Below are 15,579 nucleotides of genomic sequence, written 5' to 3' on the forward strand. Positions count from 1 at the left end.
CACCAGTCCAAACGACAACCGTGACGCGGACGTTACTGTCGCTATGTCCGATGGTCGGCGGAGCGCTCCCGTCATGGGCGCAGCGAGCGGATCTCCTCCCTGATGAGCACGGGCAGGCACGCCGCCAGGTCCCGGTGGCGCTGGTCGGTCACGGCTGTCACCGTCACCTCCGTGTCGTGCAGGACCATGCTCAGGGCCAGGGGATGGCCCGGGCTGAGCGGCGGCAGGCCGACGATGCGGGCCAGCGGAGCCGTGCCGAGGACGAGCCCGTCCGTGTGCGCCGCGACGCTGGTGCACAGGAGCGAGGAGTACAGCGGCGAGTCGGCGTACCGGCCGAGCACGTCGCTCAGCAGCCCGTTGCGGTGCGGCCGGGAGGAGACCAGCTGGGCCTGGGCCCAGGCCCGCTGGTGCAGCGAGGTCCGGCGGGTGAAACGGTCCACCGCGGCGAGCCGTTGCTCCGCGTGCCGGTGCACGGGCAGCGGCACACGGACCGTGGCGTAGTGGTTCCCGAGGGCCTGGGTCTCGCCATCGGTGCGGACGTCCACGGGGACCATCGCGCATACGCCCGGCAGCAGGGGAAGACGGCCCGTGAGGCCCGTCGTCCGCAGGGCCCCGGCCGTCGCGGCGAGGAAGACGGCGTTGGCGGTCACCCGCCCCGAGGCGAGCGCGTCGCGGGCGATGTTCAGCTCCTCCTTCGGCAGCCGGCTCCAGGACACGGCTCTGCGGGAGTCCACCGGACCGTGGAACGGCAACGGGCGCGCTCTGGGCAGCGCGTCGGCGACGGCACGCGCCACGGCCATCCGCGGTGACACGGCCTGCGCGGGAATTCTCCGGCGCGGCACGGAGGTTCGCGCCGACTGCCCGTCGTGCCCGTCGAACAGCGCGCACAGCAGCGTGACGAGCGACTTCCCGTCGAGCAGCGCGTGGTGGGCGCGGAGCAGGAGGGCGAAGCCGTCCGCGGACGGCAGCAGATGTAGCTGCCACGGAGGTTTCTCGGGGCCCAGCGGCTGGGCGAGGAGCTGCGCGGTGAGCGCCTCGAGGGCGGCGGGCCCGTACTCCGGCGCCGTGACCACGTGATGGGCGGGGTCGAACTCCGGGCCCGCCACCCACTGCGGCCAGGACTCGGGCGACGTGGCGAGCGCGGGTGCGAAGCACAGCCGCCCGTACGACCGCCAGCGGTCGGCGACCAGCGCGCGCAGCGCGGACAGGGCGGGCGGGGGACCGGTGAACCAGGCCAGCAGGCCCGCGGTCATGCAGACCGCGCCGCTGCTCTGGTGCCGGTGCAGCCAGGCGTCCAGCGGTGGCATGTCGGACACGGTGCTCCGCTCGGTGCCGGGAACACCGGGAACGTACGGAGCGGTGCGCAATGTCATGGGTGAAGTCACGTGCTGTCCCTGTCTAGTGGCGCTACGGCCTGTTGGTTTTCGACATCGAGGGGTGTGCGGCCGCCCGGTCGACGGCCCGGGCCACCACGCCCGCCCCGTCCTCCCGCGCCAGCCGCGCGGCCATGTGGGCCGCGCGCCGGGCGAAGCGCGGATCCTTGGTCGCCCGCGTCAGGGCCTCGGCCAGCCGCCCCGCGGTCAGCGCGGCATGCGGCAGGACGCACGGGCTCACGCCCAGCCGCACCAGGCGGGCCGCCCACCAGGGCTGGTCGGTGAGGACGGGCACGGGGACGGCGGGGACCCCGGCCCGCAGGCCCGCCGCCGTGGTTCCGGCCCCGGCGTGGTGCACGACCGCGGCCGTGCGGGGCAGCAGCCAGCCGTGCGGGAGCGGGCCGACGGTGATCACGTCGTCGCTCACCACCGACAGCCCCGCCCAGCCCGACTGGACGATGCCGCGCAGCCCGGCCCGGCGCAGCGCCCGCGAGGTGATGTCGCCGAGCCGGTCCGTGTCGCCGGGCATCATGCTGCCGAAGCCGACGAACACCGGGGGCGGGCCCGCGGCGAGGAAGTCGGCGACCAGGTCGGGGGGTTGCCAGTGCGGGCACTCGTGCGGCCACCAGTACCCGGCGACGCCCAGCCCCGGCCGCCAGTCCGCGGGGCGCGGGACGACGGAGGGACTGAAGCCGTGCCAGATGGGCCAGCGGCCGCGCTCCCGTTCCTCGCGCAGCGCCCGGCCGCTCCGGCGGGCGAGTCCGAGGCGGTCGTGCAGCCGCCGGTGGGCGGCGGCGTAGAGGGAGTCCATGACGGCGTTGACGGCCCGGGCCCGCAGCCGGTTGCCGGGGCCGGGCGGCCGCCAGGGCAGTACGCAGGGGGAGAAGGCCGAGGTGGGGACGTCGGGCTGGAGGAAGACGCCCATGCTGCGGATGCCGTGGTGCCGCGCGATCACCCTGCCGAGGGGCGCGGCGATCGTGGACAGCAGGATCAGATCCGCGCCGGGATCCACGGCGGTGAGCATCCCGTCGACAAGCGCCAGCGCGGCCCGTTCGGTCGCCCGCGCGAAACGGCGGAGGGAGTCGGGGGAGAGGCGCGCACCCTGGAAACGGCTGTGCGCGCCGAGCAGTTCCTCGAACGGGTCCGGTTCCAGCGGGCGGGTACGCAGGCCGCAGCAGGCGACGGTGTCCGCGAACTTCGCATGGGTGACCAGCTCCACGTCGTGGCCCTCGGCCAGGAGCCGGTGTGCGAGACCGGTGTACGGCGCGACGGAGCCCGTGGTGCCCGCCGTGATGATGTCGATGCGCATGTCCCGGCCTTCCCGTCCGCCGGGACCGGCCGACGCGTCGTAGTCGAGGTGCCTGACGCATCAACGAGAGCGCACCCGGGCCGGATACGGCACGGGTGCGGTCCGAACAACGGGACGGGTTACTTCGCGGCGGCTCCGGAGGGTACGGGCAGCGGCTTGCCCGGGCACGTGACGTCGTGCGCCGGTGCCTTGCCGTCGAGGAGATAGCGGTTGACGATGCCGTCCACACAGGCGTTGGCGTTCATGTACTGACCGTGGTCGCCGTCGCCGGTCACGGTCACCAGCCGCGAGCCCTTCAGGTCCTTGTGGCCCCGCACGGCGCCCTCGTAGTAAGTGGCCGGGTCATGGACCGAGTTGAGCATCAGGGTGGCGGGCAGGCCGGCACCGGTGACCTTCACCTTCGGCGCCGTGGGCGCCGTCCAGTTCGCGCACACCGCGGCGAACGTGAGTTCCCGGGCACCGGCGAGCGGAAGGGCCTTGCTGTCCTTGGCGCTGTGCTCGACCCAGTAGGAGGTGCTGCGGTTCCAGGCGGTGTCGGCGCAGGTCACGGAGAAGAACTCGGCGAGGAATCCGGCGTTGTAATTGCCGGACAATCCTGCGGCGTTCTGCTTCTCCTGCGGCGTCGCCGTGTCCCAGTGGCGGAAGGCGCCGAGCGCCGATGCCAGGGCCGGGAAGTACTGGGCGTTGTAGACCGCGTTGATCGCCGCGTTGTCGAACTGGTTGGGGCCGATGGTCTGCGACCCGGCGGTCACCGGGTGGTCGCGCAGCGCGCGGCGCTGCCGCTCCCAGTTGGCCTTGGCCTCGGCGGTGGTGCGGCCGTAGTGGTAAACACTGTCGTACTTGGCGAGCCAGGGCAGGAAGTCCTGTTCGAAACGGCGCTGGAAGCTCTTGGGCTGGCCCATCTCCCAGTCCTGCCAGGTGTCGTTGAAGGCGATGTTGCTGTCGAGCACGGCCCGTTCGACGCGCTTGGGGAACACGGTGGCGTAGGCGGCACCGATCCTCGTGGCGTAGGAGGGACCGTAGTACGAGATCTTCCGCTCGCCCAGCAGGGAGCGGAACAGGTCCATGTCACGGACCGTCTGCTCGGTGGTGAGGTAGGGCAGCAGGCCCCCGCTGCGCTTGTTGCAGTCCTCCGCGAACGTACGGGCGTTGGCGAGGACGCGCTTGGTCGCGGTGGCGGACCGGTCGCGGAGGTCCTGGGTGAAGAGGCTGCTCAGCTCCGTGTCGGTCTGGCATGTCGGGGTGGTGCTCCGGCCGACCCCGCGCTGGTCGAAGCTCACCACGTCGTAGACGGCGGCCACCGAGGGCGCGTACTTCACCAGGTTCGCGGGCCGCGTACGGCCCTTGCCGCCGGGGCCGCCCGCCGCCATCATCAGCACCCCGCGCCGCTTGGCGGGATCGCCGCCCGCCTTGTGCCGGGAGACGGCGATCGTCAGATCGGGGCCGGCGTCCGGGTGGTGCCAGTCGCGGGGCGGGGCCATGGCCGCGCACTCCAGGGACGCTGCGTCGTCGCAGGGCTTCCAGTCCAGCTTCTGGTGTGCGTAACGGGCCGGAACGGGCGCTTCCTGCGCATGCGCCACGGACGCGGGCAGGACCGCCGCGGCGACCGCCGAGACAAGGGCACCCGATACGACGGACGCGGTGCGCCGTGAAGTTCCGGACGTGAACATCGATCCTCCTGGGGAGAGCTGGTGACAGGAACGATCCTTCCGTCCGGCGCTCTCCCGATCGATCCCGCCAGTATCCGTTCCGAGGGTGGTACTGGTGCCACCCCCTTGTTGCCGACGTGCTTGGATAACGGCATGCAAGAATTAAATGTGACATACATCGATCACATTCTGGACATCTGGAACACGGACGGCGACACCGAGGCCGTGATCCAGGGAGAGCTTCGTCTGACCCGCACCCAGGCCCGTGACGAGCTGTTCCGCATCGGACGGGCGCTGACCGCGGAGGGACTTGCCCCCGGCGACTCCGTCGGGCTCTTCCTGGTCAACCGCCCCGAGGCGGTGCTGGTTCAGCTCGCCGTCCACCTCATCGGCTGCCGCGTCGTCTTCCTGCCCCCGGAGCCGGGACAGAGCGAACTCGCCGCGCTGGCAGGGCAGGCCGAGGCGCGGGCGATCGTCTTCGACCCGCGTCACGCCGACGCCGCCACCGCGCTGCCCGGCCTCATGGATTCCTCCCCGCGCCTGCTGTGCCTCGGCCCCGACGACCGGGCCACGGACCTCCTCGCCGCGGCGGCCGTCCAGCCCGCGCTCCGCCCGGATGCCGTCGCCGCCCCCACGGACGACGACACGGTCACCGTCCTCTACACGGGCGGCACCCTGGGATGCCCGAAACTCGCGGGGCAGGGGCGGCGCTTCTACGACCGGATGGTCGCCCTGGCCGAACCCGCCCCGGGCGCCCGCACGCTGGTCCCCACCCTGCTCACCCACGGCAGCGGCCACATCATGTCCCTCACCGCCCTCGCCGCCGGTGCCGCCGTCGTGCTGATCGGGGAGTTCGAGCCCGGCCGGGCGCTGGCCGCCCTGCGCGAGGAGCGGATCGATGCCGCCATGTTCGTCCCGCCCATGCTCTACGACATGCTCGATCACCCCGACTGCCGCCGCGAGCCCTTCCCCGCGCTGAAGTCCCTCACCGTCGGGGGCGCGGCGACGTCACCGAGCCGGCTGCGGCAGGCCCGCGAGGTGTTCGGGCGCGTGATCGGGCAGGGATACGGCCAGTCCGAGGCTCTTGGCATCACCATGCTGTACGACGACGAGCTCGACGACGACCACCCCGAGCGCTGGAGCAGCTGCGGACGGGTCGCGCCCGGCGTGGAGTTGGAGATCCGCGGCGAGGACGGCGCCGTGCTCGCCACCGGCGAGGCCGGTGAGGTGTGCGTCCGCGGCACCACCGTGATGATCGGCTACTACCGCGACCCGGAGCGCACGGCCGAGGCGTTGCGGGACGGCTGGCTGCGCACCGGCGACGTGGGGTACCAGGACGCGGACGGCTACCTCTACCTCGTCGACCGGGCGAAGGACGTCATCGTCACCGGCCCGACCAGTGACAACGTCTACTCCAGGGTGCTCGAGGACTTCCTGATGTCCCTGAAGGGCGTCTACAACGCCGCCGCCGTGGCTGTCCCCGACGACCGGTACGGCGAGGCCGTGCAGGTCTTCCTCGCCACCGGCGACGAGGAGGTCGTCGACCCGGAGGCCGTACGCGCCGCCGTGGTGGCCGAGTTGGGGGAGCTCTACGAGCCGCGGGAGATCGTGCTGCTGCCGTCGCTGCCCCTCACCCCCATAGGCAAGGTGGACAAGAAGGTGCTGCGCGCCTCGGTCACGGGCTGACACCCGCCGGGTCCGGGGCCGCGGCCCCGGACCCGGCCTCATCTGCGCGAAGATCCTTGCGAGTTCGGCGCCAGGCAACTTAGGCTTACCTAAGTTGAACATGGTTCGTGGCATGAACGGTCCCTGCCCCTCGCGCATTTGAGGAACGCCTTGACCACCTCCGACTCCCGGTCCGGCCGTGCGGCGCTGGCGGCGCTCGTCCTGACGGCCCTGTCCTACTCCCTCGTCCAGACCATGCTGGTGCCCGCCCTGGGCGTCCTGCAGCGCGACTTGAACGCCTCCGCGTCCGCCGCGTCCTGGGCGGTGCTCAGCGCCACCCTGCTCACCAGCGCGGTGGTCACCCCGCTGATCAGCCGCCTCGGCGACAGCCACGGTAAGCGGAAGGCGCTGCTCGTGACGCTGGTCGTCCACCTGGCGAGCACCGTCGGCGCGGCCTTCGCCTGGGACATCACCTCCCTGGCCGTCTTCCGGGCCGGCGAGGGCGTCAGCCTGGCGCTGGTGCCGCTCGCCCTGGGGGTGATCCGCGAGACGCTGCCGCCGGAAAAGGTCGCCTTCGGGCTGGGGTTCACCTCCGGAATGATCGCGGGCGCGGCGGGCGCCGGGCTGCTGGTCGGCGGACTCCTCGTCGACCTCGCCTCGTGGCGCTGGATGTTCGTGGCCGGCGCGGTCCTGATCGCCGCCGCCCTGGGGGCGGTGCTCCGCTGGGTGCCGCCCGGCCCGGCCGCGGTCCGCGAACCCCTGGACATCCCCGGCGCCGTCCTGCTCGGGGCCGCTCTGGTCAGTGTGCTGCTCGCCCTGACCGAGGGGCCCGACTGGGGCTGGGCCTCGGCCCCGGTGCTCGGCCTGTTCGCCGGCTGCGCCGTCCTCGCGGCCGTCTTCCTGGCGTGGGAGCGGCGTGTGCGGCACCCGCTCGTCGATCCCGGACTCCTGCTGGGCCGCGCCATCGGCACCGCGCACCTGGGCGCCTTCCTGCTGGGTGCGACGCAGTTCGTCTTCTATGTGCTGATCCCCAAGCTCGCCGAACTCCCCGCCGCGGGGCACGGGTTCGGGGCGTCGGTCACCACCGCCGGACTCGTCCTGGTACCCGGCACCCTGTGCGGCCTGCCCGCCAGCTCGCTGGCCGGGCGGATCGAGGGACGGTTCGGAGCCCGTGCGCCGCTCGCGCTCGGACTCGGCATCAGCGCTGTCGGCGGCGCGCTGGTGGCCCTGTTCCACGGGGGCCTGTGGGAGATGGCCGGCGGCTATGCCGTCATCGGCACCGGCTTCGGCTTCGCCATGACCGCACTGCCGCGGGCCGTCCATCAGGTGACCACGGCGGCCAGGAGCGCAACGGCCAACGGCATCAACACCGTTGCCCGCACCGTGGGCGGGGCGGTCGGCAGCCAGCTCGCCACCGCGATCCTCGCCTCGCGCACCGTCGGCCGCACGGCGCTGCCCGCGGCCTCCGGGTTCACCATGTCCTTCTGGACCGCCGCCGGGATCTCGGCGGTCGGCGGGATCCTGATGCTGGGCGGCTCCCGCGGGGGCGGCTCCCGCGGGGGCGGCGGCCGGGGCGCGGTCGCCGCGTCGCCCGGCGCGTCCCGTGCCGCGTCACACGCCGGCTGAACCGCGGGCGTCCAGCCCGTAGACCCGCCGGGCGTTGCCGGACCCGACCAGCGACGCGACGCGCTCGGCGTCGCCGGACGACCAGGCGCCGTCGCTCACCCAGCCGCTCAGCAGGCGGTTCAGCCCCTGGCGGAAGAGCCTCGCCCCCACCACGTACTTCTCCGGCAGGCCGTGGGCGTCGGTGGAGAACATCAGCTTCCCGAACGGGGCCAGCTCCAGCGCCTCCGCCAGCACGGCCTCGGCGCGCACACCGGTGAAGGCCAGCGCCAGCCCGACGTCGGCGTAGACGTGGGGGAAGGCGTGGGCGAGGTAGGCGGCCTGCCGGTGGTACGGGTAGCAGTGCAGCAGGATCAGCGAACAGCCCGTCGGGCGGACGGCCCGCGCGAAGTCGGTGAGCAGCACGGGGTCGGAGCGGTGCAGCCGCAGGTCGGGATCGCCGAACCCGGTGTGCAGTTGCACCGGCAGCGCGGTCTCGGCCGCCGACCACAGCAGATGGCGCAGCAGCACGGGGTCGGTGACGCGGTCGCGCGGCGACCGCTCGCTCAGCCAGCGGTCGGCCGCCGCGCGCACCTCGGCCGGGCCCGGGGGGTTGGGCGCGAAGTCCAGCCCATAGCGGTACGCGGCCACCGACTTGAAGCCGACCGCGGTGCGGGACGCCTCCCACACGGCGTCCGCGAGACTGTCGAGGAAGGCCGCGAGAGAGCCGGCCCCGTCGGCGATCCACTCGGCCAGGGTCTCCAGCCGGACGATCTCGTGGGAGGCGGCCCCGCCCAGCGCGGCCAGCTCCTGATGGCTCGTCAAATCGCCCGGGATGCCGGTGTCGACCAGGTAGTCGGTGATGCCGGTGGCGCCCAGCAGCAGCCGGGTGGCCTCGCGCGCGCCCAGCTCGCGCCGCCGGGCCAGGTACTCGGCGGGCGGGCAGTGCGGGTCGAGGCCCAGCAGCGGCGGGCACCAGCGCCGCACCGCGAAGCCCAGCTGGCTGTCGAGGACGGACGTGCCCGGCGCGGCGGGGGAGTCGGACTCCGTGAGATAGGCCGCGAAGGTCTCCGGGCCGGGGTCGGTGCGGATCACCCCGTGACAGTGCTGGTCCACCAGCGGGGGCAGGGCGGGCGCGGTCATTCAGTACCGCCGGCGGGTGGCGTCCGCGATGTCCTGCGGCGCGGCGCCCTCGTACAGCGCCGCCTCCCCGCGGCGCACGGCCGCGACAGCCTCGAACAGCGGGTCGCCCAGCGCCTCGCGGAGCAGGTCCGAGCGCTCGAAGTGGTGCAGCGCCGCCGTCAGCGAGTCGGGCAGGCGCTGCTGGCCGCCGGTGCGGGCCGGGTCGCCGGCCGCCGGCTCCGGCAGGGTCAGGCCGGCCTCGACGCCGGCGAGCCCGGCGGCGATCACGGCGCCCGTGACCAGATACGGATTGGCCGCCGGGTCAAGGCACTTGATCTCGGCGTTGGCCGCCCCGGGGGCATCCGGCGGGCCGGGGACGAAGCGGAGCGCGGCCTCGCGGTTCTCCGGGCCCCAGCAGGCGAAGACGCCCGCCCAGTGCGAGGGCTGGAGCCGCAGATAGCTGGCGGGGGAGGGGGCGCCGAGGGCGAGCAGGGCGGGCAGCTCCCGCAGCACGCCCGCGAGGAACGCCTCGCACTCCGCCGTCATCCCGCTGGGGCCGTCGCCGCCCCCGCACAGGTTCCGCCCGTCCCGCCAGAGGCTCAGGTGCAGGTGCGCGCCGTTGCCGACGGCGCCCGCCTCGACCACGGGACCGAACTCGGCGTCGAGCCCGTGCCGCACCGACACCGCACGGACCGTCTCGCGGACGAGCACGGCGAGATCGGCCGCGCCCACCGGGTCCGAGGGGGCGACCGAGACCTCGAACTGGCCCGGGGAGTACTCGGGATGGATCTGCAGGACGTCGACGCGCTGGGCGATGAGCGCGTCGAGAATCCCGCGGAGGTAGCCGGACAGCTCGACCAGCCGGGCCATGCCGTACGCCGGGCCGGTGCACGCGTACTCCGGCACCGACTCGGGCTTGCGCGGATCGCCCCCGTCACGGGTGACGACCCATTCGGTCTCGAACCCCATGCGCAGCCGCAGCCCGCGGTCCGCCGCGCGCTCGGTCATCCGGCGGGCGAACTGCCGCTGGCACGCGGCGTAGGGGCTGCCGTCCTGCTCGTACCGGTCGACCGGGGCCCAGGCCCAGCCGGGCAGCGCGGCGAGCACGGTCAGCCGGTCCAGGTCGGGGAAGAGCCGCAGGTCACCCTCGGGGCCGCCGATGTGGGGGCTGGTGACGGCGGAGTCGTCCGAAAGATAGACGTCGAAGACGGGCGACATGCCCACCCCCCACCGCGCCGTGTGCGCGAGCCGGGAGGTGGGGACGGCCTTGACGCGGGTGATGCCCGCGTTGTCCACCCAGGTGAGGGCGACGCCGTGCACACCCTGGGCGGTGAGCTGCGCGGCTTCCTGCCGGGCGGCCGACTCGGCTCGCTCCCGCTGCGGGCTGTGCATGGCTCGCTCCTTTGCCGGCGTCCGGTGAACCGCGTCTGAACCGCGTCGCTCACAAGAGTCTGGGCCGGATCTTCTCGTATTACACCTCGGCCCGGGGGAGTTTCGGCCCAGGGGGTGTCCGATGGGTCAGCACAGGCCCCACGACGCCTGGCACGGCGCCTCGCCGCGTTGTCGCATCGCCCTCCCCCATAGCCCTGGACGGGCATGGGGGTGCCCCCATCGCCCAGTACGCGGGCGATGCTCCGCCTTGCGATGCACCGCGCCAGACGCCGCGGGGCCCGCACTGACCCATCGGACACCCCCTGGCGGGCCCGGCCGCGGGGGTCAGCGCAGCGAGGTGAGCGTGTTCAGTGCCTCCCGCGTCCTGGCGGAGGACTTCGCGGTGCCGCAGTAATCGGCCTCGAGCAGCGAGGCGAACTCGCCGGTCCAGTCGCCGTTGAAGTTGGCCGCCAGCGTGTGACGGCCGTCGGCGGTGGAGGCCGCCAGGGAGACGGAACCGTGGATGCCGCCGTCGTGCGTCCAGATGGGTACGCCGCACGAGAGCTTCAGGGTGCTGATGCCCAGCCCGTACCGGCCGCCCGCGGGCCCGGTCGGCACCGTGGTGAGCAGCTCGCGCTGCTGCTGGCGGGGGAGGAGCTTGCCGCCGAGCAGGGCGCTGTAGAAGCGGTTGAGGTCACCGGTGGTCGAGATGATCTCGCCCGCCGAGCCGCCCCACGAGGGGTTGAGCTCGGTGACGTCGTAGACCTTGGCGTCCTTGGCGGGGTTCTGGAGCTTGCTGTACGCGCGCCCGTGCGGGCTCGGCATCCGGTGCGAGGTGCCGGGCAGGACGGTGGCGTGCAGGCCGAGCGGGCGGATGACGCGCCGCTGGATCTCGTCCGCGTACGAGTGGCCGGTCACCTTCCGGATGACCATCCCGGCGAGGATGTAGTTGGTGTTGGAGTACTTCCATCCCTTGCCCGGTGCGAAGTAGGGCCGGTGCTTCATGGCGATGGCGACCAGCTGGGCGGGCGTCTTGGTCTCGAAGCGGTGGCGGAAGAAGTCCGTGGTGAGCTCCTTCCCGAGCGTTTCGTCCTCGGTGTAGTTGAAGATGCCGCTGGAGTGGTTGAGCAGCTGACGGATCGTGATCCGGTCGCCGTCGTGGCCGTTGCCGTGCACCACGCCGGGCAGCCAGTGCCCGACGGTGTCGTCGAGACGGATCCTGCCCTCGGCCTCGAGCTGGAGCAGGACGACGGAGCTGAAGGCCTTGCTGATGCTCCCGATGCGGAAGCGGTCCTCGGGAAGACGCTTGCGGTGGGTGACACGGTCCGCGACCCCGGCCGAGCCGTCCCAGGTCCCGTGGCCGTCCCGGGCCTCGGCCAGAGCCCCGGGCACCCCTGCCTTCACCTGGGCCTCGAGAGCCGTTTGCGAGGCGGCGTGAGAGGACCCTCCCCGGCCCGGGTCGGCGGCGGCGGTCGACGTGAGGGCCGTGGCGGCCATCGCGGTGGCCGCCAGCACCGTGACCAGGGCTCGGCGTGCCGTGCGTACATTCCGTACGGTCATGGCGTACTGCCTTTCGCTCGCAGATGACGTTCCGATGTGTAGTCAGGACTCGGCCCGTCATCACCGCGTTGAGCGGAAATCAGCCAAGTGAGGGCGGCCACCGGATGGCGGAGCCTTCGGTTGCGGGAGCGCGGGGGTGCGCCGAGGCTGGTGCCAAGATCACAGGATCTGCTCGGGTGCGTCACCCGTGAGGAGTCAGCATGTCGGGAATCCGTGGCGTCCTCCAGCCCGGCCGCGGGCGCCATCGCAGGCGCCGGCGGACCTCGCTGAAGGCCGCCGCGGCCGCCACCGTGCTGATGGCCGGCTCGGCGTTCGCGGTGGTCTCGGTGGAGGACCGGCAGGAATGCCCGCCCCGGGCCGGGGCGGTCGCCGGGGGCGCGTGCGAGGACGGCGCCGCCCAGCAGCGGGCGGGCGCCCAGGCGCACCGGCCCGTCGGGCAACTGCCCCCCGCACCCCCGCCGGGCCCGCCCGGCGGGTGCTGCCGGCAGGCTCCCGCCCCCGTCCCCGCACCGGCACCCGCCGGGGAGGCGGAGGGCGGCTGGGACCGCGAACGATGCGGCAACACCTCCGGCCGGGTCCTCCTGACGTTCGACGACTGGCCCTACGGAGACCCGGACCGCGCCGTGCGCATCGGCGCCCAGCTGCAGTCCATGGGCGTCCGCGCGGCGTTCTTCCTCATCAACCAGTACGCCGCCGAATACCCCCAGATCGTCACGGCCCTGCGCCAGCAGGGCCACTGGGTCGGCAACCACACCTATTCGCACCGCCAGTTGACCAAACTGTCCGACCAGGAGGTCGAGGACGAGATCCACGGAGGCGTGGCCGGGAACCTGCTGCGCCCCCCGTACGGGGACGCCGGGGCCCGCGAGACGGAGATCGCCTCCAAGGAGGGCTTCCGGGTGTGCAACTGGACGATCGACACCATGGACTGGCAGACCGTCCAGGGCAGCCTCCGCAGCGCGGACGCCATCCGTGCGACCATCCGGGAGGCGACACCCGAGGAGAAGCACAACGGGGTCGTCCTCGGCCACCTGTTCAGCCACTTCGGCGACGCCCTGCCCGCGGTCGTCAACGACCTCCACGAGCAGGGCTACCAGCTGTGCCGCAACACCGGCGCCGTCGGCGACCAGGTGCCCTACCCCCTGCCGTGCTGACCGGCGGTCAGCCCGTACCGGCGGTGCGGCGGGGGCCGGGCACCACCGGCCCGTCGTCCGCGAACTGGCTGCGCTGCAGCTCGTAGAGCTCGCGGAAGATGCCCTCCGGCGGGTCGTTCATCAGCTCCTCGAACGTGCCGCTCTCGCGGAGCCGGCCGTGCTCCAGGACATGGATGACGTCCGCGTGGCGCACCGAGGCCAGGCGGTGGGTGATGAGCAGCACCGTCCGGCCGTCGTCCGCGAGCCGCCGGATCCGGTCGAAGACCTGGAGCTCGGCCCGGGCGTCCAGCGCGGAGGTCGGCTCGTCGACGATGAGGATCCGGCCCTCGCGGTACCGGGCCCGGGCGATGCCGAGCCGCTGCCACTGGCCGCCGGACAGCTGGTGGCCGCCCTGGTAGCCGCGGGCCAGCAGGGTGTCCCAGCCGTTCGGCAGTTCCTCGACCATCCCGTCGGCCCCGGCGTGCCGGGCCGCCGTCCGAAGGAGCTCGTCGCACACGGGACGGTCGCTGCGGCCGATGGCGACGTTCATCCGGCACGTGAACGGCCAGCGGTGGAAGTCCTGGCCGACCATCGCGAACCGGCTGAACAGCTCGGACCGGTCGAGGTCGTTCGCGTCGACGCCGTCCCAGCGGATCCGCCCGGCGTCGGGCCGGTAGAGCCCGGCGAGGAGCTTGACGAGCGTGGACTTGCCCGAGCCGTTCTCGCCGACCAGGGCGATCACCTTGCCGCGCGGGATACCGAACGTGATGTCCTCGAGCACGGGCCGCCTGCCCTCCGCGCCGCCGCCCGGATAGGTGAACGAGACGTTCTCCAGCCGGATTTCGGCCGGGTGCTCCGGCACCGGGAGCCCGCCGTCGGGGATGGCCCGCTCGGCCGCCTCATGGCACAGCCGCTCCAGGTCCTGGACGTAACAGGCCTCCTCGTAAAGGCTGTTGACCTGGAGCAGCAGGCCGGCCAGGCTCGCCGAGCCGCTGCGCGTGGCCAGCACGGCCGTGCCCGCGACCGACAGCTTCATCACCCCGGTGAGCAGCAGACCGCCCAGCGCGAGATACGTGGCCAGCGCCGCGGCCCCGGTCAGCGCGGAGGCGATGAGCCGGGTACGGGCCGCTTCGGCGGCCAGCCGGGTCTGCTCCGCCTCCGAACTCTCCGACATGCCGCGGAAGTGCCGCAGCAGGAAGGGCCCCACGCCGTGCACCCGTACCTCGGGCGCCGGGTCGGCCTGGATCAGCAGACTGCTGATCAGCCGCCCCGCGCGCGAGTGCTGGACCCAGCGCCGGAAGGAGGAGTAGCGGGCCCGGGCGTTGCGCAGCGCGGCCCACGAGCGCGGCACGGTCGTCAGCACGAGCAGCGGCAGCAGCACCGGGTGGAGCACCGTCAGCACACCGGCTGCCGCGGCGAAGGCGACCAGCGCCCCCATGACCGCGGTGCAGTACTTGATCATCCGGCGTGCCGCGGCGGCCCCGTACTGGGCGGAGTCCAGCAGCCGGTGGAACTCCTCGTCCTCGATCGCCGCCAGCTCGACCCGGGTCACCCGCTCCAGGTACATCTCGGTCGCGACCCGCTCGACCTTGGGCTCCAGACGGCCGGTGCCGGAGGTGGAGGCCGAGGTGGCCAGGGCCCCGACGGCACCGGCGACGGCGACGGCCAGCAGCGCGGGGAGGGCCGCGTACAGCCGGTGGCCCGTCGACCCGGCGGCGAGCACGGCGGCCAGGACGCTGTTCACGGCGGTCAGGCTCACGGCCTGGCCGACGCCCTGGGCGAGTTCGGCCACGGCCACCGTGCGCAGCGCACTCCGGTCCGCCCGCCACGCCAGCCGGACGGTGGAGGCGATCAGGCGGGGTAGCCGGAGCGCCATCGTCCACAGGGACATCTCCAGGTAGGCGTCCTCGTGCGTGTTCCAGCCCGCGTCGTGGCGCAGCGGCCCGCCGAAGAGCAACTGCTCGGACTGCGAGGCGGTTTCCTCCTCGGACGTCGTGATGTGCCGGGTGCGTCGCAGTCTCATGCCGTACCTCCGGCGGTCCAGCCCGGCAGGGACAGCAGTGCTCCGGAAGTGAACTGCCGCAGCAGCGCGGCGGCTTCCGCGTCGCATCCGGCGGGCGGCGGGACCGGGTGCGCCCACACGAGGGTCGAGTACGACGCGGGCTCCTGGATGCGCGGTTCGCCCGTCCACCGCTGGGCGGTGAAGACGAAGCCGAACTCCGCGTGCGCGCCGGGTGTTCGCCGGTGCACCAGGTGGCAGAACTCCATGTCGTCCGGCGCCACGGTGATGCCCACCGCGCGGTCCGCGGTACGCAGCGCGGTGGTGAGGATGCTCTCCTCCGAGACGACCCCTCCGCCCGGCGGCGCCAGACGGCCCTGGCCGGGCGTGCCGTTCGTACTGGGGGAGTCCGGTGCGCGCCGCAGGAGCAGGATCCGTCCGTCGTCGCGGTGCAGCAGGACGGTGACGACGCCGGATGGGCAATCGCGGTGTTCGTGCTCGTGTGGCCGTTTTTGCCGGTGATGCACTGTGCCTCCTCGTTGACGCCGGGATCGGACGAGTGATCGGAAAACGACGCCCGTTGGGGGGCCGTCACGGCTCTGCGAGGGCGCTTTCTCGTCCACGAATTCGACAGGGCGTCAAGGGGCCCGCAGTCACCGGACGGGGAGGTCGTCACGCGGTGTGCGATTCACCCCGCCGTGGTGGATCACTCGATACGGGGCTTGCGTTGCGGCCGGAAACGATCACGCGGGCAGAAAGAAGACCGGCGCCGAGGACGGCGCCGGTCTGTCAACGC

General features: G+C 73.1%; 11 protein-coding genes. 3 read left to right on the forward strand and 8 right to left on the reverse strand.

Annotation, left to right across the window (positions count from 1 at the left end; genetic code table 11):
* Positions 1 to 71: 71 nt before the first annotated feature.
* The 3 genes from ACV530_RS18985 to ACV530_RS18995 form a co-directional block, all read right to left on the reverse strand.
* A complete protein-coding gene (locus ACV530_RS18985; protein ID WP_494333710.1) occupies positions 72 to 1,373 on the reverse strand; it encodes a wax ester/triacylglycerol synthase domain-containing protein in 1,302 nt (433 codons plus the stop codon).
* Positions 1,374 to 1,407: 34 nt separating this feature from the next.
* Positions 1,408 to 2,682 carry a glycosyltransferase gene (locus ACV530_RS18990; RefSeq protein WP_494333711.1) on the reverse strand — a complete coding sequence of 425 codons (1,275 nt, stop codon included), beginning with the start codon at positions 2,680 to 2,682 and terminating at the stop codon, positions 1,408 to 1,410.
* Between the two features lie 119 nt (positions 2,683 to 2,801).
* The gene (locus ACV530_RS18995; RefSeq protein WP_494333712.1) at positions 2,802 to 4,352 is read right to left on the reverse strand and encodes an alpha/beta hydrolase; all 1,551 of its coding nucleotides are present in this window, start codon (positions 4,350 to 4,352) and stop codon (positions 2,802 to 2,804) included.
* Between the two features lie 147 nt (positions 4,353 to 4,499).
* Here ACV530_RS18995 and ACV530_RS19000 point away from each other — a divergent pair, with 147 nt between their 5' ends.
* Together ACV530_RS19000 and ACV530_RS19005 are read left to right on the forward strand one after the other, a co-directional pair.
* The gene (locus ACV530_RS19000; protein WP_494333713.1) at positions 4,500 to 6,017 is read left to right on the forward strand and encodes an AMP-binding protein; all 1,518 of its coding nucleotides are present in this window, start codon (positions 4,500 to 4,502) and stop codon (positions 6,015 to 6,017) included.
* Positions 6,018 to 6,167: 150 nt separating this feature from the next.
* The gene (locus ACV530_RS19005) at positions 6,168 to 7,622 is read left to right on the forward strand and encodes an MFS transporter (RefSeq protein WP_494333714.1); all 1,455 of its coding nucleotides are present in this window, start codon (positions 6,168 to 6,170) and stop codon (positions 7,620 to 7,622) included.
* On the opposite strand, the gene ACV530_RS19010 is transcribed toward ACV530_RS19005, so the two are convergent.
* The 3 genes from ACV530_RS19010 to ACV530_RS19020 form a co-directional block, all read right to left on the reverse strand.
* The gene (locus ACV530_RS19010) at positions 7,608 to 8,741 is read right to left on the reverse strand and encodes an amidohydrolase family protein (protein ID WP_494333715.1); all 1,134 of its coding nucleotides are present in this window, start codon (positions 8,739 to 8,741) and stop codon (positions 7,608 to 7,610) included. The genes ACV530_RS19005 and ACV530_RS19010 overlap by 15 nt on opposite strands.
* Entirely contained in the window at positions 8,742 to 10,112 is a 1,371-nt protein-coding gene (locus ACV530_RS19015; RefSeq protein WP_494333716.1) for a glutamine synthetase family protein, read from the reverse strand.
* A gap of 324 nt (positions 10,113 to 10,436) precedes the next feature.
* Positions 10,437 to 11,651: a serine hydrolase domain-containing protein gene (locus ACV530_RS19020; RefSeq protein ID WP_494333717.1), complete on the reverse strand. Its 1,215-nt coding sequence runs from the start codon at positions 11,649 to 11,651 to the stop codon at positions 10,437 to 10,439.
* Positions 11,652 to 11,851: 200 nt separating this feature from the next.
* Here ACV530_RS19020 and ACV530_RS19025 point away from each other — a divergent pair, with 200 nt between their 5' ends.
* Complete coding sequence (locus ACV530_RS19025) at positions 11,852 to 12,805, forward strand: polysaccharide deacetylase family protein (RefSeq protein WP_494333718.1); 954 nt, start codon at positions 11,852 to 11,854, stop codon at positions 12,803 to 12,805.
* 7 nt (positions 12,806 to 12,812) lie between these two features.
* Here ACV530_RS19025 and ACV530_RS19030 read toward each other — a convergent pair whose 3' ends face one another.
* Together ACV530_RS19030 and ACV530_RS19035 are read right to left on the reverse strand one after the other, a co-directional pair.
* Positions 12,813 to 14,807, reverse strand: a complete 1,995-nt coding sequence (locus tag ACV530_RS19030) for an ABC transporter ATP-binding protein (RefSeq protein WP_494333719.1) — start codon at positions 14,805 to 14,807, stop codon at positions 12,813 to 12,815.
* A complete protein-coding gene (locus tag ACV530_RS19035; RefSeq protein WP_494333720.1) occupies positions 14,804 to 15,310 on the reverse strand; it encodes an NUDIX domain-containing protein in 507 nt (168 codons plus the stop codon). Before ACV530_RS19035 ends, ACV530_RS19030 begins: the two co-directional genes overlap by 4 nt.
* Between the last annotated feature and the right edge of the window lie 269 nt (positions 15,311 to 15,579).

The sequence above is a fragment of the Streptomyces sp. SX-6 genome, assembly GCF_059089585.1.